This is a genomic window from Streptomyces sp. NPDC086777 (assembly GCF_040702065.1).
Classification (GTDB): domain Bacteria; phylum Actinomycetota; class Actinomycetes; order Streptomycetales; family Streptomycetaceae; genus Streptomyces.
Genome location: NZ_JBFBJI010000006.1, coordinates 314848 through 336378, shown reverse-complemented (window position 1 = coordinate 336378; position 21531 = coordinate 314848). Strand labels below are relative to the sequence as shown.

Below are 21531 nucleotides of genomic sequence, written 5' to 3'. Positions count from 1 at the left end.
GGGGACGGAGCCGCGAGATGTCAGATGCGTCCGATGTGACCAAAGCGGCGGTGGTGACGCCCATGCGCGTTGCCATCGCCGTCTGCCTGATAGCGCCCTTCGTGGCGATGCTCTGGGTGGGCTCGTACGCCAAGACGGACCCGGTGTTCATCGGGATCCCGTTCTTCTACTGGTACCAGATGCTGTGGGTGCTGCTCTCCACCGCGCTCACCATGACCGCGTACCGGTTGTGGCAGCGTGACCAGCGCACCCGCAAGGCCGAGGCCGCGACGAGCACGGACGGGGGTGCACAGCGGTGAAGGACGGTGTGAACGGCGTCGCGCTCGGCGTCTTCATCTTCTTCTTCCTGGCCGTCACGGTCATGGGCTTCCTGGCCGCGCGCTGGCGCAAGGCCGACAACGAGCACTCCCTCGACGAATGGGGGCTCGGCGGCCGGTCGTTCGGGACCTGGGTCACCTGGTTCCTGCTCGGCGGCGACCTGTACACGGCCTACACCTTCGTCGCCGTACCGGCGGCGATCTACGCGGCGGGCGCGGCCGGCTTCTTCGCGGTGCCGTACACGATCCTGGTCTATCCGCTGATCTTCACGTTCCTGCCGCGCCTGTGGTCGGTCTCGCACAAGCACGGCTACGTGACGACCTCGGACTTCGTGCGCGGCCGCTTCGGCTCCAAGGGCCTCTCGCTCGCCGTCGCGCTGACCGGCATCCTGGCGACGATGCCGTACATCGCGCTGCAACTCGTCGGCATCCAGGCGGTGCTGGACGTGATGGGCGTCGGCGGCGGCGACGGCACCAACTGGTTCGTGAAGGACCTCCCGCTCCTCATCGCCTTCGGTGTGCTCGCGGCCTACACCTATTCCTCGGGACTGCGCGCCCCTGCCCTGATCGCGTTCGTGAAGGACGGGCTGATCTACCTCGTCATCGCGGTGGCGATCATCTACATCCCGATCAAGCTGGGCGGCTTCGACGACATCTTCGCGAAGGCGGGCGACAAGTTCACGGCGGCGGGAGCGGGCGGCCTCGTCCCGCCCGGAGCCGGCCAGTGGACCTACGCCACCCTGGCGCTGGGCTCCGCGCTCGCGCTCTTCATGTACCCGCACTCGATCACCGCGACGCTCTCCTCCCGGAGCCGTGACGTGATCCGCCGCAACACCACGATCCTGCCGCTGTACTCCCTGATGCTGGGTCTGCTCGCCCTGCTGGGCTTCATGGCGATCGCGGCCGGCGTCAAGGTCACCAACGGCCAGCTGGCCATCCCCCAGCTGTTCGAGAACATGTTCCCGGACTGGTTCGCGGGCGTGGCCTTCGCGGCGATCGGCATCGGCGCCCTGGTCCCCGCGGCCATCATGTCCATCGCGGCCGCGAACCTCTTCACCCGCAACATCTACCGGGACTTCATCAAGCCGGACGCCACGCCGAAGCAGGAGGCCCAGGTCTCCAAGCTGGTCTCCCTGCTGGTGAAGGTGGGCGCGCTGGTCTTCGTCCTCACCATGGACAAGACGGTCGCCATCAACTTCCAGCTGCTCGGTGGCATCTGGATCCTGCAGACCTTCCCGGCCCTGGTCGGCGGCCTGTTCACCCGCTGGTTCCACCGCTGGGCCCTGCTGGCGGGCTGGGCGGTCGGCATGGTCTACGGCACGGTCGCCGCGTACGGCGTGGCCTCCCCGACCCAGGCGCACTTCGGCGGCTCGTCCAAGGACATCCCCGGCCTCGGCCAGATCGGCTACATCGGCCTGACGGCCTTCGTGATGAACGTGGTGGTCACGGTGGTCCTCACCTTCGTCCTGAAGGCTCTCAACGCCCCCGAGGGCCTCGACGAGACCAGCCCCCAGGACTACACGGCGGATGCCGGCGACCCGGGCGTCGAGGTGGAACTGCCCCCGGCCGTCGCGGGAAGCGCCCACTAGGGCGCGCCCCGAAGGGGCGCCGGGGGCACCCCGGCCGCAGGCTGGGGGAGGACCCGCGCGACCAGCCGGCCACGACCCGCAGCGGGCCGCCGAAAATCGAGCACGACGGCGGCCCGCTGTCGTACACACTCACCCGCATGGACATCGTCATCCGGGAAGTGGAACCCGCCGAGTACGACACCCTCGGCGACATCACCGCCGAGGCCTACCTCCAGGACGGCCTCCTCGACTTCGGCGAGAGCGACTCGTACCTGACCGAACTCAGGGACGTCGCGAAGCGGGCAGCCGCGGCCACCGTCCTCGTCGCCGTGGCCGGCGACACCCTCCTCGGCGGTGTCACCTTCGCCCCCGGCCCCGGTCCGATGGCCGACATCGCCGCCCCCTCGGAGGCCGAGATCAGGATGCTCGCCGTCACCAGGGCCGCCCGCGGTCGCGGCGCCGGCGAGGCCCTCGTACGGGCCTGCCTCGCCCGCGCGCGAGCCGTGCCGGGCCGCACGGCCGTCGTACTGTCCACCCAGCGGACCATGCACACCGCCCACCGGCTCTACGAACGCCTCGGCTTCGTCCGTACACCTCAGCGGGACTGGAATCCCCTGCCGGAGCTGGACGACATCACTCTCCTCACCTACGAGTTGACGCTCTGACACCGCCACGACACAACATCTGGGGGTGACGTGACAGCCCGGCACTAGATGTATGCTCATGCTCGCTGTCGCCGCAGGGGAATCCGGTGCGAATCCGGAACTGTCCCGCAACGGTGTACTTGTGCATGTTCGTGCACAGGAGTCAGTCCGAGGACCTGCCGACAGCACGCCCGGCCACCCGGTACGGGCGTTCTGACGTCCGGGCCTCGTGGAGTGGGCCAGGGTCTCGACGCGTGCCCGCGCTCGTGCTGCCCCCTGCCCTCCGCCAGGCCCCGTGCCCAGCGAGGGAGAGCCCCACGTGACCATCGCGCCAGCCGACCCGGCTTCAGCGACCATCTCCGTGGCGTCCACGGCATCCGTGGAGCAGGACGGTCCCGGTACCGCGTTGCTGCGGACCCTGACCGAGCTGACCGCCGACCTCCCCGACGCCGACCCCGGCCGGGTCGCCGCCGCCGCGTTGCGCGGCCGGTCCGCGCGGGCCGACGAGTCGGAGCTGCGCGAGCTGGCCACCGAGGCCGCCGCCGGCCTGATCTCGGAGGACCCCGCCTACTCGCGGCTGGCGGCACGTCTGCTCACCGTCTCCGTCCGCGCCGAGGCCGCCTCGCAGGGCGTGACCTCGTTCACCGAGTCCGTCGCGGTGGGGCACCGCGAGGGCCTCATCGCCGACCGCACCGCCGAGTTCGCCCGGCTGCACGCGGCCCGCCTCGACGCGCTCGTCGACCCGGCCGCCGACGACCGCTTCGGCTACTTCGGCCTGCGCACGCTGCACAGCCGCTACCTGCTCCGGCACCCGATCACCCGCAAGGTCATCGAGACGCCCCAGCACTTCATGCTCCGGGTCGCCGCCGGTCTCGCCGAGGACGACACCGCACGGTCGGTCGACGAAGTCGCCGCGCTCTACGGGCTCATGAGCCGCCTCGACTACCTCCCGTCCTCCCCCACCCTCTTCAACTCCGGCACCCGGCACCCCCAGATGTCGTCCTGCTACCTCCTCGACTCCCCGAAGGACGAGCTGGACTCGATCTACGACCGCTACCACCAGGTCGCGCGGCTCTCCAAGCACGCCGGCGGCATCGGTCTGTCGTACAGCCGCATCCGCTCGCGCGGGTCGCTCATCCGCGGCACCAACGGGCACTCCAACGGCATCGTGCCGTTCCTGAAGACGCTGGACGCCTCGGTCGCGGCCGTGAACCAGGGCGGCCGGCGCAAGGGCGCGGCCGCGGTCTACCTGGAGACCTGGCACTCCGACATCGAGGAGTTCCTGGAGCTGCGGGACAACACCGGTGAGGACGCCCGCCGTACCCACAACCTCAACCTCGCGCACTGGGTCCCCGACGAGTTCATGCGCCGGGTGAACGCGGACGAGCCGTGGTCGCTGTTCTCCCCCGCCGACGTGCCGGAACTCGTGGACCTGTGGGGCGCGGAGTTCGACGCGGCCTACCGCAGGGCCGAGGCCGCGGGACTGGCCCGCAAGACCGTTGCGGCCCGTGACCTGTACGGCCGGATGATGCGGACTCTGGCGCAGACCGGCAACGGCTGGATGACCTTCAAGGACGCGGCCAACCGCACCGCCAACCAGACGGCCACCCCCGGCCATGTCATCCACTCCTCCAACCTCTGCACGGAGATCCTGGAGGTCACGGACGACGGCGAGACGGCCGTCTGCAACCTGGGGTCCGTGAACCTCGGTGCGTTCGTCGACACGACGACCGGTGACATCGACTGGGAGCGGCTCGACGAGACCGTCCGCACCGCCGTCACCTTCCTCGACCGGGTCGTCGACATCAACTTCTACCCGACCGAGCAGGCCGGACGGTCCAACGCCCGCTGGCGGCCGGTCGGACTGGGCGCGATGGGTCTCCAGGACGTCTTCTTCAAGCTGCGCCTGCCCTTCGACTCCGCCGAGGCGAAGGCGCTGTCCACCCGCATCGCCGAGCGGATCATGCTCGCCGCGTACGAGGCCTCCGCCGACCTCGCCGAGCGCGGTGGCCCGCTGCCGGCCTGGGAGAAGACCCGCACCGCGCAGGGCGTGCTGCACCCCGACCACTACGGCGTCGAGTTCACCTGGCCGGAGCGCTGGGCGGCGCTGCGCGCACGGATCGCGACGACCGGCCTGCGCAACAGCCTGCTGCTCGCCATCGCCCCCACCGCCACCATCGCCTCGATCGCGGGCGTCTACGAATGCATCGAGCCGCAGGTCTCGAACCTCTTCAAGCGCGAGACGCTGTCCGGTGAGTTCCTCCAGGTCAACTCCTACCTGGTGCAGGACCTCAAGGACCTCGGCGTCTGGGACGCCCGCACCCGCGAGGCGCTGCGCGAGGCCAACGGCTCGGTGCAGGACTTCGTCTGGATCCCCGAGGAGGTGCGCGACCTCTACCGCACCGCCTGGGAGATCCCGCAGCGCGGCCTGATCGACATGGCCGCCGCCCGCACCCCGTACCTGGACCAGGCCCAGTCGCTGAACCTGTTCCTGGAGACGCCGACCATCGGCAAGCTCTCCTCGATGTACGCGTACGCCTGGAAGTCGGGCCTGAAGACGACGTACTACCTGCGCTCGCGCCCGGCGACCCGGATCGCCCGCGCCGCCCAGGCCCAGGCCACCATCCCCGTCCAGCAGGCGGCCCCCGAAGACGCCGTCGCCTGCTCCCTGGAAAACCCCGAGTCCTGCGAGGCCTGCCAGTGATGTCCAGCAAGAACCTTCTCGACCCCGGCTTCGAGCTCACGCTCCGCCCGATGCGCTACCCGGACTTCTACGAGCGCTACCGGGACGCCATCAAGAACACCTGGACCGTGGAGGAGGTCGACCTCCACTCCGACGTCGCCGACCTCGCGAAGCTGTCCCCGATGGAGCAGCACCTGATCGGCCGGCTGGTCGCGTTCTTCGCCACCGGCGACTCGATCGTGGCGAACAACCTGGTGCTGACGCTGTACAAGCACGTCAACTCGCCCGAGGCGCGGCTCTACCTGAGCCGGCAGCTGTTCGAGGAGGCCGTGCACGTCCAGTTCTACCTGACGCTCCTGGACACCTACCTGCCCGACCCGGAGGACCGCGCGGCCGCCTTCGCGGCGGTCGAGAACATCCCCTCCATCCGCGAGAAGGCCGAGTTCTGCTTCAAGTGGATGGACTCGGTGGAGAACCTGGACCGGCTGGAGTCCCGGGCCGACCGCCGCCGCTTCCTGCTCAACCTCATCTGCTTCGCCGCGTGCATCGAGGGCCTGTTCTTCTACGGCGCCTTCGCGTACGTCTACTGGTTCCGCAGCCGGGGTCTGCTGCACGGTCTCGCCACCGGCACCAACTGGGTGTTCCGTGACGAGACGATGCACATGAGCTTCGCGTTCGACGTGGTCGACACCGTCCGCAAGGAGGAGCCGGAGCTCTTCGACGACGAACTGCGGCAGCAGGTCACCGACATGCTGCGGGAGGCCGTCGAGGCCGAGCTGCAGTTCGCCCGTGACCTGTGCGGTGACGGCCTGCCCGGCATGAACACCGACTCCATGCGCCAGTACCTGGAGTGCGTCGCCGACCAGCGGCTCGGCCGGCTGGGCTTCGCCCCGGTGTACGGCTCGGAGAACCCGTTCTCCTTCATGGAGCTGCAGGGCGTTCAGGAGCTGACGAACTTCTTCGAGCGGCGCCCGTCCGCGTACCAGGTGGCGGTGGAGGGCACCGTCGACCTGGACGAGGACTTCTGAGTCCGCCGCTCCCCGCGGTCCTCGTGGGCCTCCCTGATCTGCCGGTCGATGCGCCTGTCGCGCAGGACACCGAGCACGGACGGGAGGGCCATGAGGACCAGGATGCCGAGGACCAGGACCATTCCGACGAGACCTTCGATCTGGTTTCCGTTCATGGACACCACTCTCGCGCCGAATGCTCCTTACCGTGAGTGGCAGCACTGCCACACACCCTCGAATTGCTGCCAGCGGCGAGGCACACTGGCAGCATGCTGAAGAACGTGGCGACGGTGCTCGTCGACGGTGTGCACCCCTTCGAGCTCGGGGTGGTCTGCGAGGTCTTCGGCCTCGACCGCTCCGACGAGGGGCTGCCGGTGTACGACTTCGCGGTGGTCTCGGCCGAGGGTCCCGCGCTCGGCACCCACGTCCCCGGCCTCACCGTCTCGACGCCGTACGGCCTGGACCGTCTCGAAGAGGCCGATCTGATCGCGGTGCCCGCCTCGGACGCCAACGTCACCAGGGAGCACCCGCCCGAGCTGCTGGACGCGCTGCGCCGGGCGGTGGACCGGGGGGCCAGGGTGCTCAGCGTCTGCTCCGGCGTCTTCGTGCTCGGTGCGGCCGGGCTGCTGGACGGGCGCCGGTGTGCCGTGCACTGGCGGCACGCGGAGCTGCTGGCCCGCCGGTATCCGCGCACCCGGGTCGAGCCGGACGTCCTGTACGTCGACGAGGACCCGGTGATCACCTCGGCGGGCACCTCGGCCGGCATCGACGCCTGCCTGCACATCGTGCGCAAGGAGCAGGGACCCGAGGTCGCCAGGAAGATCGCCCGGCGGATGGTGGTGCCCCCGCACCGGGACGGCGGACAGGCCCAGTACATCGAGCGCCCGCTGCCCGAGGGCCCCTGCGACACGGTGGGCGGGGTACTGGCCTGGATGACGGAGCACCTCGACGAGGAGGTCACCGTCGAGCAGCTGGCGGCCCGCGCCCTGATGGCCCCGCGCACCTTCGCCCGCCGCTTCCAGCAGGAGACCGGCACCACGCCGTACCGCTGGATCCTGCGGCAACGGGTGTTGCTGGCACAGGAGTTGCTGGAGGGGACGGACGAGACGATGGACGCCATCGCGGGCCGGACCGGCTTCGGTACCGCGGCCGCGCTGCGGCACCAGTTCGTCAAGTCGCTGGGCACCACGCCGAACGCCTACCGGCGCGCGTTCCGGGGCCCTGAGGCCGCCTGAGCGCGCGCCGGTATCAGACGTGATCCGTCGGTCGGCGGATCACCAGGGCACGGGTGCGAGCAGCAGCCGGTGCGGGCGCAGGGTGATGCCCACCCGGGTGGTGTCGTTCGACCCGGCGACCTGTTCGAAGCGGTACCTGGCGCACAGGGCCGCCGTGATCAGGCTGAGCTGGGTCATGGAGAAGTGGTCGCTGGGGCACTTGCGGTTGCCGACACTGAAGGGGCTCATGGCGTACTTGGGCACGTCCCCCGCCCGCTCCGGCAGCCAGCGGTCCGGGTCGAAGTCGAGGTGCCCGGGGTACGAGTGCGGGTCGCGCTGGATGGCGTACGGGCTGTAGACGATGTCGGCCCCGGCCGGAATGCGATAGCCGCCCAGCTCGGTGTCGGCCTTGGCCCGCCGCGTCAATATCCATACGGCCGGCCGCAAACGCATCGCCTCGACGACGACATTGTTGGTGTACGTGAGCCGGCGCACGTGCTCAAAACCGACCGGCTGACCGCCCGTCACGGATTCGACCTCGGTCCGCACCTTCTCGGCGTGTTCCGGGTGTTCCGCGAGGACCTGGAGCAGCCACATGATCGTGGAGGCGACCGTTTCACTGCCCGGGGTGAGTATCGCGACCACCTGGTCGTGGATCTCCTGTTCCCCGATGGGGTCGCCATTCTCGTCCTTCGCCGCGAGCAATGCCGTCAGCAAATCGTCCGGCTTTTGACCAGATGCCCGGCGCTCGGCGACGATCTCGTCGACGAGGAGATGCAAATCGGCCAGTGCCCGGTTGAATTCGCGGTTGGCCGGCAACGGCAGCTTGTACAGCGGGCCGAGCGGTACGACCATCCGCCGGTACATACCGCGGAAGACGCTCGCGAGGTCGACGCTGAGCCGCTCGGCGCGCTCGTCCATGTACTCGCCGCGCAGCAGGCAGCGGGCGGCGATCCGGACGGCGACCCGGAAGGACTCCGAGGTGCAGTCGACGGTGGCGCCGGGCTGCCAGCGTTCGGTCAGCGCGTGCGCCTCCTCCTCCATGACCGGCCCGTACGCGGGGATCGCGGAGAGGTTGAACGCGGGCTGGATGGTACGGCGCTGCCGCCGGTGACGGGGGCCGTTGGCGGTGGCGACGCCCTCCTTGCCGAGCAGCCCCTCCAGGGACTCCCAGAGCGGGCCCGCGATGACGAAGTCGGGGTTCAGGGCGAGGGCGCCGGTGAGTTCGGGGGTGGTGACGGCGTAGACCTCCTTGGGGCCGAGCCTGAGGCGCACCATGTCGCCGTGGGAGCGCAGCCGGGCCATGAAGGCCAGCGGGTCGCGGACCAGCGGCCAGCCGTGCCCGAGTATCGGCACCCCGCCGCCGGCCAGGGGCGGTTCGCGCAGTTCACCGTGTGCGGAAGCCTCGGCGGTCGCGGGCTTCACGGACTCGACGGTCATTTCTCACCTGCCGCTTCGTTGTTGACGTACGGGGGCGTGGACCGGTCGTCCCAGCTGTCGACCATGTAACGGCCGGACTCGTGGTGGAACCAGTAGACGGAACTGAACCAGTTCCGCATGTTGCCGACGCAGGCCGTGACGGCGGCGCCGATTTCCTTTCCGTGCACGGTGCCGTCGTCGAGTTCCGCGGCGAACCGCAGTGCTGCCCGCTCGGCCACCTGGAATTCGCTGATGCATTCCTCGACGCGTCGCCTGACGTCCTCCACCGCCTGTTCCAGGCTCATTCCCTCATGGGTGACGAGACTGATTCCGAGATTGTGCACCTCGGCGCCCGCTATTTCCTTCGGCAGCGAGCAGAGGTCGTTGTACCAGGCGGCGAATTCCTGGCTGAGCAGCGCCGGCCGGCGGTACACGGGGTTTTTCCGTACGGCGTCCGGGAGTTCGGTGCCGGCGCTCGGCTCCAGCAGGTCCGTCCATATCCAGTGGGCGAAGGTGAGGCGCCGCAGGGCCAGGTATTCCTCGACCCCGGGAACGTATCCCGAGGTGCGGTTGCGGAACTCCCGGTCGTAGGCCTCGATCACCGCGTGGAAGTGCCGGGCGAACCGCTGGTTCCAGGTCCCGGGCAGGAACGTGTACAACCGCGCGATGCTGTCGGCGAACCCGGCGACCAGGGTGTCCGGGTGATGCAGATGGTGCAGGGGTGCGTCGAGTGCCGCGTGCAGCCGGAACCGCAACCGCCGCCAGTCGGCGGACCTGCCGTGCACGACGTCACGGTCGTGCCGGTCGTCCCAGACGAAGAACCAGGCGCTGTAGTCGCATATCGCCTGGACGACCTCGTCGGACGCGCCCAGGTAGTACCCCGCCATGAGGTCGGTGTAGCAAAGACCGTCGGCATATTCCCGTACCTTGTCCGCCGGCATCAGCCGTTTTTCCAGCAGCCAGAGGCGGGTCTTCTCCTGTAGCTGTGGCCAATACGGATGCAGTTGCCGGGGAAACTCGGCCTCGATCACCGGGAGGGCGAGTTGCGGTGGAACCGCGACCGCCGTCGGCGTCGATGTGGTGCTGTGTGAGAAAGCATGCACGAACAAACCCCTCTCAGCCGAGCCAGGTGCGCACGCCCCTCCCGCTGTGCCGGGCGTGCGCCGTTGCGTATCCCCGCAGTTACTATTCAGCACCACAACTGACCGCTCTGGGAACGGATTTGCTTCACTCACTACCCCCCAGTGCCGAGAATCTCCCCTTGTGTGACTGATTAAGGATCGCTAGGGGTGCACAAAGGATCGAATGTACGACGCACAGGCGAGCGAGTCCGCCCGCACATGACGAACGCCTGGTCGGAGCAGGTCCGACCAGGCGTCACAACTGTCCTTCAGCGTTCCCTGGGTCTCAGTCGTTGGCGACCACGGGGTAGCGAGGCTCGTTCTCGGCCATCTGCCGCAGCGCGTCCTTGCGCTCGCGCTTGGAGAGCCGGTCGATGTACAGGTAGCCGTACAGGTGGTCGGTCTCGTGCTGCAAACACCGGGCGAAGTAGCCGGTGCCGCGCACCTTGATCGGGTTGCCCTTCTCGTCCTGCCCGGTGACCTCGGCGTAGTCGGGCCGGGCGAGCGGGGCGTAGGCGCTGGGCACGGACAGGCACCCCTCGTTGCTGTCGTCCAGCCGCCGCTTGTCGGCGGGCAGGTCGACCAGTTTCGGGTTGCACACCACACCGACGTGCCGGGCGCCCTCGTCGTCCTGGCAGTCGTAGACGAAGACCTTCAGGTCGACACCGATCTGGTTGGCGGCGAGGCCGACGCCCTCGGCGGTCCGCTGGCTGGCGAACATGTCGGCGACGAGCTGGTCCAGCTCCGCCCCGAACTCGGTCACGTCCTTGCACTCCTTGTGCAGCACCGGGTTCCCGACGACGGTGATGGGCCGCGACGTCCCCCGCTCACGCCAGGCGTTCTCGCGCTCCTCGGTCCCCTCGGTGTCGACGACGAACCCCTCGTCGTCCACGGGGAGCACGCCCACGTGCTGCTGATCGGTGTCCTGCTGCGCCATGACCGACGTAAGCCTTCCTAGGTAAAACAGGGGGGAGATGTTGCAGGTACAGGGTACGTGGATGCTTTTGGGGGCGCGGGGAACTCCGCGATCAGCCCCCCGGCCGCATCAGGAACACGGCCTCAGCAGACCTCTTCCAGATCCCGCCAGTCCCGGGAATCGGGGCTGTCCGCGACCCACCCGTCCAGCAACCCCCTCACCAGCGAAGCCGGCGCAGCCACCCCGCACTCCCGCTCCGGCACCCACAGCTGCCCGTCCGTGCGATGCCCCAGCGGCCCCGGATGCCCCGGCTCACTGTGGTCGTGGGGATCGAGGTGCACCCCGTCCCCCTCGTCCGACGGCATCCGCGACTCCGAGCACATCCGGCACAGCAGCCGCACCGAGGAGGACCAGTCCTCCGCCGCGAACCCGGCGTCCCCCGCCAGCTGCTCCAGCGCGTCCCGGTCCGCCTCGGTGGCCGCCTCCAGCAGCACCACCCACGTCGGCACCGGCGACGGCGCCCACAGCTCGATCTCGTCGAAGACGGGGTACGCGTGCCCGGTCGCCGTGGTCCGCTCGCCGTGCGGCACCCCGTCGTGCAGGACCACCTCGCCCCAGCGCCGCCCGGACGAGGGCAGCGGAATGGACTGCACCTCGATACGCGCGGGGTCCAGCCGCCGCCCCCACACCACCTCGGCCTCCCCCTCCGGGGACAGCCGCACGGCGGCACTGCCCAGGTCCATGCCGTCCGGCTCACCGGAGGCCCCGGCGCCTCCCCCGCCCTTCGGCCGGGAGCTGCCCCCGGGCACCCGCAGCCCGTACGCCTGCCAGGCCCGCCGCGCCAGCGGCCAGTCCTGCAGCGCGGTCGCGGCGATGCCCACGTTCCACCAGTCGGGCGCCCCGGTCTCGCGGTCCAGGAGGGCCACCGCCCGCAGTCCGGCCGCCCGCGCCTGCTCCCAGTCGTGCCGGAACTTGTGCAGCAGGGCGAGGTTGAACCAGGACTCCGACAGCCAGGGTTCCAGGTCGGCGGCGCGTGTCAGCAGCTCGCCCGCGTCCTCGTACCGGCCGTCGCCGATCAGCGTGAACGCGCGGTCGGTGGCCTGCCGCCAGGAGGCGGAGGGCCGGTGCCGTCCCTTGCCGAAGATCCTCACGATTCCCGCCTGCCAGTTCCAGTTCCGCACAGTGGGCTGGCTTGTGCCCCCGGACATCACCCTCTCCCTCGCATCCAACCACGTACGACGGGAGGGCCGCTCATTACCCATGGGTTACCCAGCCGCGCGCAAGGTCAGACAGTCTCTGGAGAGCACGCGGGCCAGGGACTCCACAACCTCCGGAGCGTAGTCCCCGGCGGTCGCCAGCCGTAACTCCTCCAGTGCCGTCAGCGGGCCACCGGGCCCGGAGTCCCGGGCCTTCTCCTCGTACGCGTTGACGGCCCGCACGATCCGCGCGGCGACCGGCTGCTCCCGGTACGGGTCGGCCTGCCGCTCGACGACCACCGCGACCGCCGCGGCCACCCCGGTCTGCCGTACGACGGCCCCGCCGAGCAGGGCTATCCGCCGCTGCTCGGCCGCCGGCAGCCCCGCGGTGGCCCCGGCGGGCACCGGGTCGACGAGGCTGAGCTGGCCGATGTCGTGCATGAGCGCCGCGTACTCGAGGACGGTGAGCTCCGCTCCGGACAGCCCGAGGTCCCGCCCGACGGCCTGGCTCAGCGTGGCGACCCGGCGGGCGTGCCCGGCCGGGGTGTACCCGGCAATCTCGGTGGCGCGGGCAAGGGAGGCGATGGTCTGCCGGTAGGTGGCCCGGACCGCCGCGTACCGGCGCAGCGAGAGCTGGGTGAGGAGGAGGGGCAGGCAGAACACGGGCAGCGCCCACAGTCCGACGACGGCGACGGCCAGCGCCATCACCGCCCCGGTCGCGCAGACGGCGGACCCGATGCCGAGCAGCCCTCGCAGCTCGTCGCGCAGCAGCGGCCCGAACGGCCATCCCGTGCGTGCGTGGGCCTGCGCGGCGGCGAGCACGGTGTCGCACAGCGCGGTGAGCACGAGGAGCGCGACGAGCAGCAGGGCGTACGCCGGTCCGGCCAGGTGCTCCAACGCGCCCCTGCTGTAGAGGGGTTGGAAGCAGACGGCGGTGAAGCCGACGGTGAGGACGCGGCGCGTGAGGTGGTCGAGGGTGGGGCGTCGCCCGTCGGCTATGTGCGGGACGTTGCCGAGCAGCGAGGCCACGCAGACGACGGTGACGACCTGGCAGGCGCCGTCGTGCGTGGCGGCCCCGGCATCGCCGCCGAGCAGAGCGTAGGCGAGCCCGCCGGCGGCGCCGAGCGGGGCGGCCTCCCGTACCTCGGCGCCGGTCCAGCGGGCCCACTCGCCGATGCCGACGAGAAGGCCGAAGGCGAGGGCGATGCCACGGTCGTCGAGCCCTTCCCAGAGGGTGCCGGCGAGACAGCCGAGGGCGAGGAGCAGGGCGGCGAGCCGGATGCCCCCGAGCGCGGCGGGGCGGCTTGCGCGCAGGGCCGCGGCCGGCCCGGCGGGACCGCGGCCAGGGACGGCGCCGCCGGCCGCCGGTCCCGGGGCGAACGCCGGGGCCCCGGACGTCACGGGGCACCTCGCCCGGCGCCCGCACGGTCACCGCTCGGCGGACCGGAGCGGGCCGGGCCGGACGGGTCCGCCGGGTCCGGTGGCGGTGCGTCGGCGGTGACCGCCGGGTGCCAGCCGTTTCTGGCCAGCGCTCGCGCCAGGGCGTCGACGATCCCCGCGTCGAAGTGTCGTCCCGCGCACCGGCGTAACTCCGCCACGGCGGCCGCCACCGGCCGGGCCCTGCTGTAGGTGCGCGTGGACGTCATCGCGTCGAAGGCGTCGGCGACGGCCACCACGCGGGCGGACTCCGGGATCTGGCCGCCCGCGAGTCCGTAGGGGTAGCCGCTGCCGTCGATGCGCTCGTGGTGGTGGAGGATCGCCGCGCGGGCCTCGCCGAGGAAGGAGATCCCGCGCACCATCTCGTGGCCGTACTCGGGATGCAGTTCGATGATGCGCCGTTCCTCCGGGGTGAGCGGCCCGTTCTTGCGGAGCAGCCGGGTGGGGACGCCCAGCTTCCCCACGTCGTGGAGGATGCCGGCGAAGCGGAGCACCTCCACCCGGTCGTCGGCCATGCCCAGTTCGCGCGCGATCATCACGGAGGCCTGCCCGACCCGCTCGCTGTGCCCGCGGGTGTACCCGTCCTTGATGTCGACGGCCTGGACCAGTGCGCGGATGGTGGCCTGGTGGGCGGCGCGCTCCCGGTGGTACTGGGCGAACACCCACCAGGAGACGCACATCGGCAGCAGGACGAGCAGCGCGGCGACGGGACCGTAGGGACTGCGCCAGAGCACGGCCATCATCAGCCCGGCCAGTCCGTGCACCCCGACCGGGGCCAGCGAGCGGGAGAACAGACCGCGCCAGGCCCGGCGGACCGGGACGCGCTCGGCGACCGCGAGGATCCCGCCGTCCAGCAACGCGAGAACGGCGCAGAAGACCAGCACGGCCGCGGCGCAGGGCAGCAGGGCGTACGGGAAGTCGCAGCCCACCACCGAGTCCCGGCCGCCCAGCGCCCAGTGCACGCGCCCGGCGCTCCACACGGCGAGCGCCGCCTCGGCGGCCCGCCAGGTCCGGCGCAGCGCCTGCGGCCGTTGGTCGGCACGGGAGAGCAGCGCACCCGGCAGCGGTACGAGCGCGGCGGCCGACGGTGGCAGCAGGAAGGCACCGGCGAGCAGGACCGGGTAGAAGGTGCCGCCGAGGCGGCGCCGCACGGTGTGCTCGCAGGCCGCGTAGAGCGCGGCGAGGAGGGCGACGGCCCACCAGGGCGTACGCAGATCGGGCAGTGGCAGCAGACAGAGCAGCGCGGCGAGGGTGACGCAGGTCATGTACGCGCGCACCCGTACCGGGACCGCCTCCATCTCGCCCCTCCCCCGACCATGCCCGTCCAGGCTCCGGAGCCTAGGGCGGGAGCCGGCGGGTCCGGGGGCTTATGACCGGAGGATTAGCACGTTCGGGTGATGGGACACCGGGGCGGGAACCGCTCCGCGCCGCCTGCGGGCGACGCTGCGCCGTCGGCGGCGGTCAGCTCTCCGGCGTGACCGGTGCGGGCTCGGCGGTCCGGACGGCCGTGACGTCGTGTTCCGGGACGGCCTGTCCCGAGCGGATCAGGTCCAGCCGCCCGAGCACCTTGGCCCGCAGGTCGGTGGGCACGTCGTCATGCCCGCAGCACCGCTTGACCAGCTTCTTCACGGCCTCCTCCAGCCCGTACTTCTCCAGGCAGGGGGAGCACTCGTCGAAGTGCTGCTTGAACTTGACGCGATCGACGTCCGGCACCTCACTGTCGAGGAACTCGTAGAGATGATCGAGTACCTCACTGCAGTCCGTCTCGTGCGGCTCTCCGCAGCTCATGAGCCCGAGCCTTTCGCTTCGTCCGACTCTCCGGCGCCGGCCGGGACGAGCCCGCGCTCACGCGCGTAGTCCTCCAGCATGCCGCGCAGCTGGCGGCGGCCCCGGTGCAGCCGGGACATCACCGTACCGATGGGTGTCCCCATGATGTCCGCGATCTCCTTGTACGCAAAGCCCTCTACGTCGGCGAGGTAGACGGCGATGCGGAATTCCTCGGGGATCGCCTGCAGCGCTTCCTTCACGTCCGAGTCCGGCAGGTGGTCGAGCGCCTGCGACTCGGCGGAGCGCAGACCCGTCGACATGTGCGACTCGGCACGGGCGAGCTGCCAGTCCTCGATCTCCTCGGCCGCGGAGCGCTGGGGTTCGCGCTGCTTCTTGCGGTACGAGTTGATGAAGGTGTTGGTGAGAATGCGGTACAGCCAGGCCTTGAGGTTGGTGCCCTCACGGAACTGGTGGAAGGACGCATACGCCTTGGCGTAGGTCTCCTGCACCAGGTCCTCGGCGTCCGCCGGGTTGCGGGTCATGCGCAGCGCCGCCGAGTACATCTGGTCGAGGAATTCGAGCGCGTCCCGCTCGAAGCGCGCGGTGCGCTCCGAGGTCGACTCCGCGCTGACGCCCTGGCCCTCGGGCAGCTCCGCCTGGCCGTTGTCGGTCCCTGCGTCGGTACCGGTGACCGGACCCACCTCCTCAAGATCCCGGGCAGGACCAAAACCGATCCCACTCGTCTCGGAGGATAGAACACGACCCGTGCCTGCCGCCGCTCGAATAGGAGCGGTCTTGGCCGCGTGCAGCACCGTCCAGTCCAGGTCAGCGCTGCTGCTACGGCTCGGGCAGATGGTCGAACCCATGCGGCGGACTTCCTCTCGTTCGGCCTCGGCGCTGGTGCCCCAGCACTTCTGTTCGCCTCAACAGTGGTCCGCCGCGCAACATTCCCGGGCGTCACCCGAGCGACGCGGTCCATGCGACGACCGCGTCCGTGATGATGGTCACTGCCTGTTCCGGCCCGGTCTCCGCTCTTTTGGGCACCGCGAACCCATGGTCCCCGTACGGCACCTCGACGAGTCGGTACGCCCCCTCCGGGAACTCGGCCGGCTTCCCGAACGGGTCGTTCCCGCCCTGCACGACGAGGGTGGGCACCCCGGCCCCGAGCAGTTCCGCGGCCCGGGACTTCTCCGGCTTGCCCGGCGGGTGCAGCGGAAAGCTCAGCGCCAGGACGGCGACCGCCCCCAGGCCGGTCGCCGTACGGCAGGCGACCCGGGCCCCGGCGCTGCGCCCGCCCGACACCACCGGCAGGCCCGGCGCGGCGAGCGCGGGCCACAGCCCCCGCCAGCCGGCGTCGAGCGTCCTCGGCGCGGGCGCGAGCTTCTTCCCGGCGACCCGCCAGGGCTGCTCGACGAGCGCCACGGTCACGCCGTGCCCGGGCAGGACCGCGGCGATCGCCTGGAGGTCCCGCGCCTCGATGCCCCCGCCCGCCCCGTGGCCCACGGCGAGCACCAGCCGCGCCCGCTCCGCCTCGTGCCAGGTGATGCGGGCGTCCCCCGCCTCGGTACCGACGATCTTCACTGTGGTCACACGAGAAGGCTAGAAGAGTGTGCCCTCCTCGGGCCCCTCCAGCTCCTTCAGCAGCTCCGGGCTGTTGTTGCGGACGTTGCTGACCGCCGTGGAGACCGGGTAGGCCCGCATCAGGCCCGCCGGCGGCGGGGCGAGCAGCGAGCGCAGGTCCTCGACGTCCGTGCGGGCCGGGTCGAGCCAGGCGTCCCAGCGGTCCGGGGTCAGCATCAGCGGCATCCGGGGGTGGATGTCGTGCAGCGACCGCGGTCCCTCGGCGGGCGCCACGGCCAGCGGCGAGGTCTCCGCCTCCGTGGTGATCACCGAACACGTCACCCACCAGGCCAGCGGGTGCTCGTCGGGCAGCGTCCGGTCCCGCCAGAACTCGTACAGCCCGGCCATCGCGAACACCGAGCCGTCGGCGGGGAGCACGAAGTACGGCTGCTTGCGCGGCCGCTTCTTCCTCCCCTCGACCTCCAGCTCCCGCTCCTGCGGGGCGGTGACCCACTCGTAGTAGCCGTCGGCGGGCAGGATGCACCGGCGGGTGGCGAAGGCACGGCGGTACGACGGCTTCTCGTGCACGGTCTCGGCCCGCGCGTTGATCATCCGGGCACCGCCCTCGGGCGTCTTGGCCCAGGACGGCACGAGCCCCCACTTGAGCTTGCGCAGCTGGCGAACCGGACGGGTGTCGTCGGCGTCTTTCACCGGACGGTCGAGGACGGCGTAGACCTCCTTGGTCGGAGCCACGTTGTAGTCGGGCTCCAGGGTCTCCTCGGGCTCCCACTTCTCGACTTCAAAGATTCCTGCGAGATCCTCGGGCCCACGACTGGATGCATACCGTCCGCACATACGTGCAACACTGCCAGACTCCACATGCCCGTAGGGAGTAACCACCAGACCATGGAGAGCACCGCCGCCCTCGCGCTGCCCGACCTCTGGGACCGTCTGACGGGTACCCAGTCCGATCCCGATCTGTGGGTGGTGCTCGCGACCCTGGCCGCCGCGGTCGCCGTGGTCGTCCCGCACAACCTGTGGCGGATATCCCGCAACGCCATCACGATCGCCCACGAGGGCGGCCACGGCCTGACCGCCCTGCTCACCGGCCGCCGGCTGACCGGCATCCGGCTGCACTCCGACACCAGCGGCCTCACCCTCAGCCGGGGCAAGCCGCACGGCATCGGCATGATCCTCACGGCCGCGGCCGGCTACACCGCTCCCCCGCTGCTCGGCCTCGGCGGCGCGGCCCTCCTCGGCGCCGGCCGCATCACCCTGCTGCTCTGGCTCGCCACGGCCCTGCTGATCGTGATGCTGGTGATGATCCGCAACGCGTACGGCGTCCTGACGGTCTTCCTGACCGGCGGCACCTTCCTGCTGGTGTCCTGGCTGGCCGGACCGCAGGTGCAGGCGGCGTTCGCGTACGCGGTGGTCTGGTTCCTGCTGCTGGGCGGCGTGCGTCCGGCCTTCGAACTGCAGGCGAAGCGCTCCCGCGGCGGCGCGGGCGACTCGGACGCGGACCAGCTGTCGAGGCTGACCCATCTCCCGGCGGCGGTATGGCTGTTCCTGTTCCACACGGTGTCACTGTGCTCGCTGATCGGCGGCGGCCGCTGGCTGCTCGGCATGTGACCCGCACATCACGAGCGACACCGGCACGAGCGCCCCAGAGGTGCGCCGGGGACCCCAGCCGAGGGCCGGGGAGGAACTGCGCGACCAGCGCCCTCGGCGCCGCACCCGACCACCGGCCCCTCCCCAGCAGCGCCGCACCCGACCACCGGCCCCTCCCCAGCAGCGCCGCCGGCCACCGGTCTCCCCGCGGAGCGGCGCCGCCCGCCCACCGGCTCATATCTCCCCCTGCCACTAAAGTGACCCCATGGCCGCAAACCCCACCGCACCAACCGCCCTCTGGCCCGCCCCCCACGCGCGGGGGGCCGTCGACGCGACGGTTCACGTGCCCGGGTCCAAGTCGGTCACCAACCGCGCCCTCGTGCTCGCCGCCCTCGCCTCCGAACCCGGCTGGCTGCGCCGCCCCCTCCGCTCCCGCGACACCCTGCTGATGGCCGACGCCCTGCGCGCGATGGGCGTCGGCATCGACGAGGGCGTCGGTCCCGACGGCTCGGGCGAGGCCTGGCGGGTGCTCCCCGCGGGGCTCCGCGGCCCCGCCACCGTCGACGTCGGCAACGCCGGCACGGTGATGCGCTTCCTGCCCCCCGTCGCCACCCTCGCCGCGGGCGACATCCGCTTCGACGGCGACCCCCGTTCGTACGAGCGCCCCCTGCACGGCGTGATCGACGCCCTGCGCGTCCTCGGCGCCCGGATCGATGACGGCGGCCGCGGCGCGCTCCCGCTCACCGTCCACGGCAGCGGCGCCCTGGACGGCGGCGCGGTCTCCATCGACGCCTCGGCCTCCTCCCAGTTCGTGTCGGCCCTGCTGCTCTCCGGCCCGCGCTTCAACCAGGGCGTGGAGGTCCGCCACACCGGCCGGAGCCTCCCCTCCCTCCCGCACATCCGGATGACCGTCGACATGCTGCGCGCGGTCGGCGCCCAGGTGGACACCCCCGAGTCGGGCGGCGAGCCGAACGTCTGGCGGGTCACGCCAGGCGCCCTGCTGGGCCGCGACCTGACCGTCGAGCCGGACCTGTCGAACGCCCAGCCCTTCCTCGCCGCGGCCCTGGTGACGGGCGGCCGGGTCCTGGTCCCGGACTGGCCGTCCCGGACCACCCAGCCGGGCGACCGGCTGCGCGAGATCTTCACCGAGATGGGCGGTTCCTGCGAACTGACCGAGTACGGCCTGGAGTTCACCGGTTCGGGCCGGATCCACGGCATCGACGTCGACCTGGGTGACGTCGGTGAGCTGACCCCCGGCATCGCGGCGGTCGCCGCCCTCGCGGACACCCCCTCCACCCTGCGCGGGGTCGCCCATCTGCGGCTGCACGAGACGGACCGGCTGGCCGCGCTCACCAAGGAGATCAACGAGCTCGGCGGCGACGTCACCGAGACCGCCGACGGCCTGCGCATCCGCCCGCGCCGGCTGCACGGCGGCGTCTTCCACACGTACGACGACCACCGCATGGCGACGGCCGGTGCGATCATCGGCCTGGCCGTGGCCGACGTACAGATCGAGAACGTGGCGACGACGGCGAAGACCCTGCCGGACTTCCCCGACCTGTGGACCGGGATGCTCGGGAGCGACGGGGCCTAGGGGCGTACGACATGCGCCGCTACGGCAAGCACACCGACGAGGACGACATCCGTGCCCGCCCCAACCGCAAGGGCAACCGGCCGCGGACCAACATCCGGCCCAAGCACGAGGACGCGGCCGAGGGGATGGTCCTCACCGTCGACCGGGGCCGGCTGACCTGTCTGGTCGAGGACCGCACGGTCCTCGCGATGAAGGCCCGTGAGCTGGGCCGCAAGGCCGCGGTGGTCGGGGACCGGGTGGCCCTGGTCGGCGACCTGTCCGGAAAGAAGGACACCCTCGCCCGGATCGTGCGCATCGAGGACCGCTCGTCCGTGCTGCGGCGCACCGCCGACGACGACGACCCGTTCGAGCGGGTGGTCGTCGCCAACGCCGACCAGCTGGCGATCGTCACCGCCCTGGCCGACCCCGAGCCCCGCCCGCGCCTGATCGACCGCTGTCTGGTGGCGGCCTTCGACGGCGGTCTCACCCCCCTGCTGGTCATGACCAAGTCGGACCTGGCCCCGCCGGACAAGCTCCTGGAGCTGTACGGCGACCTGGAGATCCCCTACGTGGTCACGAGCCGCGAGGAGCTGGCGGCGGGGGAAGCCGCCCGCCGGGTCCAGGACCTTCTCGACGGCAAGATCACGGCGTTCGTCGGCCACTCGGGCGTCGGCAAGACCACGCTGGTGAACGCGCTGGTCCCGGAGGACCGCCGTCGCACGACCGGTCACGTCAACGCGGTGACCGGCCGCGGCCGCCACACCACGACCTCGGCCCTGGCCCTCCCGCTCTCCGGCGACGAGGGCTGGGTCATCGACACCCCGGGCGTCCGCTCCTTCGGCCTGGCCCACGTCGACCCCTCCCGGGTGATCCAGGCCTTCCCCGACCTGGAGCCCGGGACCGTGAACTGCCCGCGCGCGTGCAGCCACGACGAGCCGGAGTGCGCGCTGGACGAGTGGGTCGCCGAGGGCCACGCGGACCCGGCCCGCCTCTACTCGCTGCGGCGGCTGCTGGCGGCCCGGGACCGCACGGAAGGCGACTGACCACCGGGGTGTTTGTCAGGGCCGGAGTTCGGTAAGTGCATAATCGCACCGAGCTGGACATACGGGAGGACAGCACATGGCGTGGCTGCTGGTGATCGTGGCCGGGATCCTGGAGACCGGCTTCGCCGTGTGCCTCAAGCTCTCCCACGGCTTCACCCGACTATGGCCGACGATAGCCTTCGCCTCCTTCGCCCTGGGCAGCTTCGGCCTCCTGACCCTGTCCCTGAGGAAGCTGGACGTGGGCCCGGCCTACGCGGTCTGGACCGGCATCGGCGCCGCGGGCACCGCCATCTACGGCATGGTCTTCCTCGGCGACCTCGTCTCCACCCTGAAGATCGTCTCCATCAGCCTGGTGATCGCGGGCGTGATCGGCCTCCAGCTCTCGGGCTCGGCTCACTGAGAGGCGTCGAGCAGGGGGCCTGATCACAGCCGAAGGCGGAACGGCCACCCTGAAGGGG

Annotated in this window: 21 protein-coding genes and 1 riboswitch; of the genes, 10 read left to right on the top strand and 11 right to left on the bottom strand. The window is 71.1% G+C overall.

Features of this window, described 5'->3' with window-relative positions; all coding sequences use genetic code 11:
* The first annotated feature begins 17 nt into the window (after nucleotides 1-17).
* The 5 genes from AB0472_RS12030 (at nucleotide 18) to AB0472_RS12010 (ending at nucleotide 6240) form a co-directional block, all read left to right on the top strand.
* On the top strand, nucleotides 18-299 hold the full coding sequence (locus tag AB0472_RS12030; RefSeq protein ID WP_366355678.1) for a DUF3311 domain-containing protein: 282 nt from the start codon (nucleotides 18-20) through the stop codon (nucleotides 297-299).
* Nucleotides 296-1906, top strand: coding sequence for a monocarboxylate uptake permease MctP (gene mctP, locus AB0472_RS12025; RefSeq protein ID WP_366355676.1), 1611 nt, complete (start codon nucleotides 296-298; stop codon nucleotides 1904-1906). Before AB0472_RS12030 ends, mctP begins: the two co-directional genes overlap by 4 nt.
* Nucleotides 1907-2043: 137 nt before the next feature.
* Complete coding sequence (locus tag AB0472_RS12020) at nucleotides 2044-2550, top strand: GNAT family N-acetyltransferase (protein WP_366355674.1); 507 nt, start codon at nucleotides 2044-2046, stop codon at nucleotides 2548-2550.
* Nucleotides 2551-2627: 77 nt separating this feature from the next.
* A riboswitch (cobalamin riboswitch) is annotated at nucleotides 2628-2706 on the top strand.
* A 142-nt stretch (nucleotides 2707-2848) separates the two neighbouring features.
* Nucleotides 2849-5233: a ribonucleoside-diphosphate reductase subunit alpha gene (locus tag AB0472_RS12015; RefSeq protein ID WP_366355672.1), complete on the top strand. Its 2385-nt coding sequence runs from the start codon at nucleotides 2849-2851 to the stop codon at nucleotides 5231-5233.
* Nucleotides 5233-6240 (top strand): ribonucleotide-diphosphate reductase subunit beta, encoded by a 1008-nt coding sequence (locus AB0472_RS12010; RefSeq protein WP_366355670.1) that lies wholly within the window; start codon nucleotides 5233-5235, stop codon nucleotides 6238-6240. The genes AB0472_RS12015 and AB0472_RS12010 overlap by 1 nt, the downstream gene beginning before the upstream one ends.
* Here AB0472_RS12010 and AB0472_RS12005 read toward each other — a convergent pair.
* The gene (locus AB0472_RS12005; RefSeq protein WP_366355668.1) at nucleotides 6153-6395 is read right to left on the bottom strand and encodes a hypothetical protein; all 243 of its coding nucleotides are present in this window, start codon (nucleotides 6393-6395) and stop codon (nucleotides 6153-6155) included. The genes AB0472_RS12010 and AB0472_RS12005 overlap by 88 nt on opposite strands.
* A gap of 93 nt (nucleotides 6396-6488) precedes the next feature.
* Between AB0472_RS12005 and AB0472_RS12000 the strand changes: the two genes are divergently transcribed.
* A complete protein-coding gene (locus AB0472_RS12000; RefSeq protein ID WP_366355666.1) occupies nucleotides 6489-7454 on the top strand; it encodes a helix-turn-helix domain-containing protein in 966 nt (321 codons plus the stop codon).
* 39 nt (nucleotides 7455-7493) lie between these two features.
* Here the strand turns inward: AB0472_RS12000 and AB0472_RS11995 are convergent, their stop codons facing one another.
* The 10 genes from AB0472_RS11995 to AB0472_RS11950 form a co-directional block, all read right to left on the bottom strand.
* Complete coding sequence (locus AB0472_RS11995) at nucleotides 7494-8873, bottom strand: cytochrome P450 (protein ID WP_366355664.1); 1380 nt, start codon at nucleotides 8871-8873, stop codon at nucleotides 7494-7496.
* Nucleotides 8870-9955, bottom strand: a complete 1086-nt coding sequence (gene cyc1 / locus AB0472_RS11990; protein WP_366355662.1) for an epi-isozizaene synthase — start codon at nucleotides 9953-9955, stop codon at nucleotides 8870-8872. The genes AB0472_RS11995 and cyc1 overlap by 4 nt, the downstream gene beginning before the upstream one ends.
* Before the next feature lie 304 nt (nucleotides 9956-10259).
* The gene (gene def / locus AB0472_RS11985) at nucleotides 10260-10910 is read right to left on the bottom strand and encodes a peptide deformylase (RefSeq protein ID WP_366355661.1); all 651 of its coding nucleotides are present in this window, start codon (nucleotides 10908-10910) and stop codon (nucleotides 10260-10262) included.
* Between the two features lie 122 nt (nucleotides 10911-11032).
* Nucleotides 11033-12040, bottom strand: coding sequence for a hypothetical protein (locus AB0472_RS11980; RefSeq protein WP_366355718.1), 1008 nt, complete (start codon nucleotides 12038-12040; stop codon nucleotides 11033-11035).
* Nucleotides 12041-12154: 114 nt separating this feature from the next.
* Complete coding sequence (locus tag AB0472_RS11975) at nucleotides 12155-13399, bottom strand: HD domain-containing protein (RefSeq protein WP_366355716.1); 1245 nt, start codon at nucleotides 13397-13399, stop codon at nucleotides 12155-12157.
* An 83-nt stretch (nucleotides 13400-13482) separates the two neighbouring features.
* Nucleotides 13483-14820, bottom strand: a complete 1338-nt coding sequence (locus AB0472_RS11970; RefSeq protein ID WP_366355659.1) for an HD-GYP domain-containing protein — start codon at nucleotides 14818-14820, stop codon at nucleotides 13483-13485.
* 163 nt (nucleotides 14821-14983) lie between these two features.
* Nucleotides 14984-15310, bottom strand: coding sequence for a mycothiol system anti-sigma-R factor (rsrA, locus tag AB0472_RS11965; RefSeq protein WP_366355657.1), 327 nt, complete (start codon nucleotides 15308-15310; stop codon nucleotides 14984-14986).
* On the bottom strand, nucleotides 15307-15990 hold the full coding sequence (sigR, locus tag AB0472_RS11960) for an RNA polymerase sigma factor SigR (protein WP_351957911.1): 684 nt from the start codon (nucleotides 15988-15990) through the stop codon (nucleotides 15307-15309). The genes rsrA and sigR overlap by 4 nt, the downstream gene beginning before the upstream one ends.
* Nucleotides 15991-16246: 256 nt before the next feature.
* Entirely contained in the window at nucleotides 16247-16879 is a 633-nt protein-coding gene (locus AB0472_RS11955; protein ID WP_366355655.1) for an alpha/beta family hydrolase, read from the bottom strand.
* Between the two features lie 9 nt (nucleotides 16880-16888).
* On the bottom strand, nucleotides 16889-17704 hold the full coding sequence (locus tag AB0472_RS11950) for an SOS response-associated peptidase (protein WP_366355653.1): 816 nt from the start codon (nucleotides 17702-17704) through the stop codon (nucleotides 16889-16891).
* 51 nt (nucleotides 17705-17755) lie between these two features.
* Here AB0472_RS11950 and AB0472_RS11945 point away from each other — a divergent pair, with 51 nt between their 5' ends.
* From AB0472_RS11945 to AB0472_RS11930, 4 genes are all read left to right on the top strand, one after another.
* Complete coding sequence (locus AB0472_RS11945; RefSeq protein ID WP_366355651.1) at nucleotides 17756-18478, top strand: M50 family metallopeptidase; 723 nt, start codon at nucleotides 17756-17758, stop codon at nucleotides 18476-18478.
* A 244-nt stretch (nucleotides 18479-18722) separates the two neighbouring features.
* On the top strand, nucleotides 18723-20051 hold the full coding sequence (aroA, locus tag AB0472_RS11940) for a 3-phosphoshikimate 1-carboxyvinyltransferase (RefSeq protein ID WP_366355649.1): 1329 nt from the start codon (nucleotides 18723-18725) through the stop codon (nucleotides 20049-20051).
* Nucleotides 20052-20062: 11 nt separating this feature from the next.
* Entirely contained in the window at nucleotides 20063-21073 is a 1011-nt protein-coding gene (gene rsgA, locus AB0472_RS11935; RefSeq protein ID WP_366355647.1) for a ribosome small subunit-dependent GTPase A, read from the top strand.
* Between the two features lie 76 nt (nucleotides 21074-21149).
* Nucleotides 21150-21473 carry a multidrug efflux SMR transporter gene (locus tag AB0472_RS11930; protein WP_234542963.1) on the top strand — a complete coding sequence of 108 codons (324 nt, stop codon included), beginning with the start codon at nucleotides 21150-21152 and terminating at the stop codon, nucleotides 21471-21473.
* Nucleotides 21474-21531 lie beyond the last annotated feature (58 nt).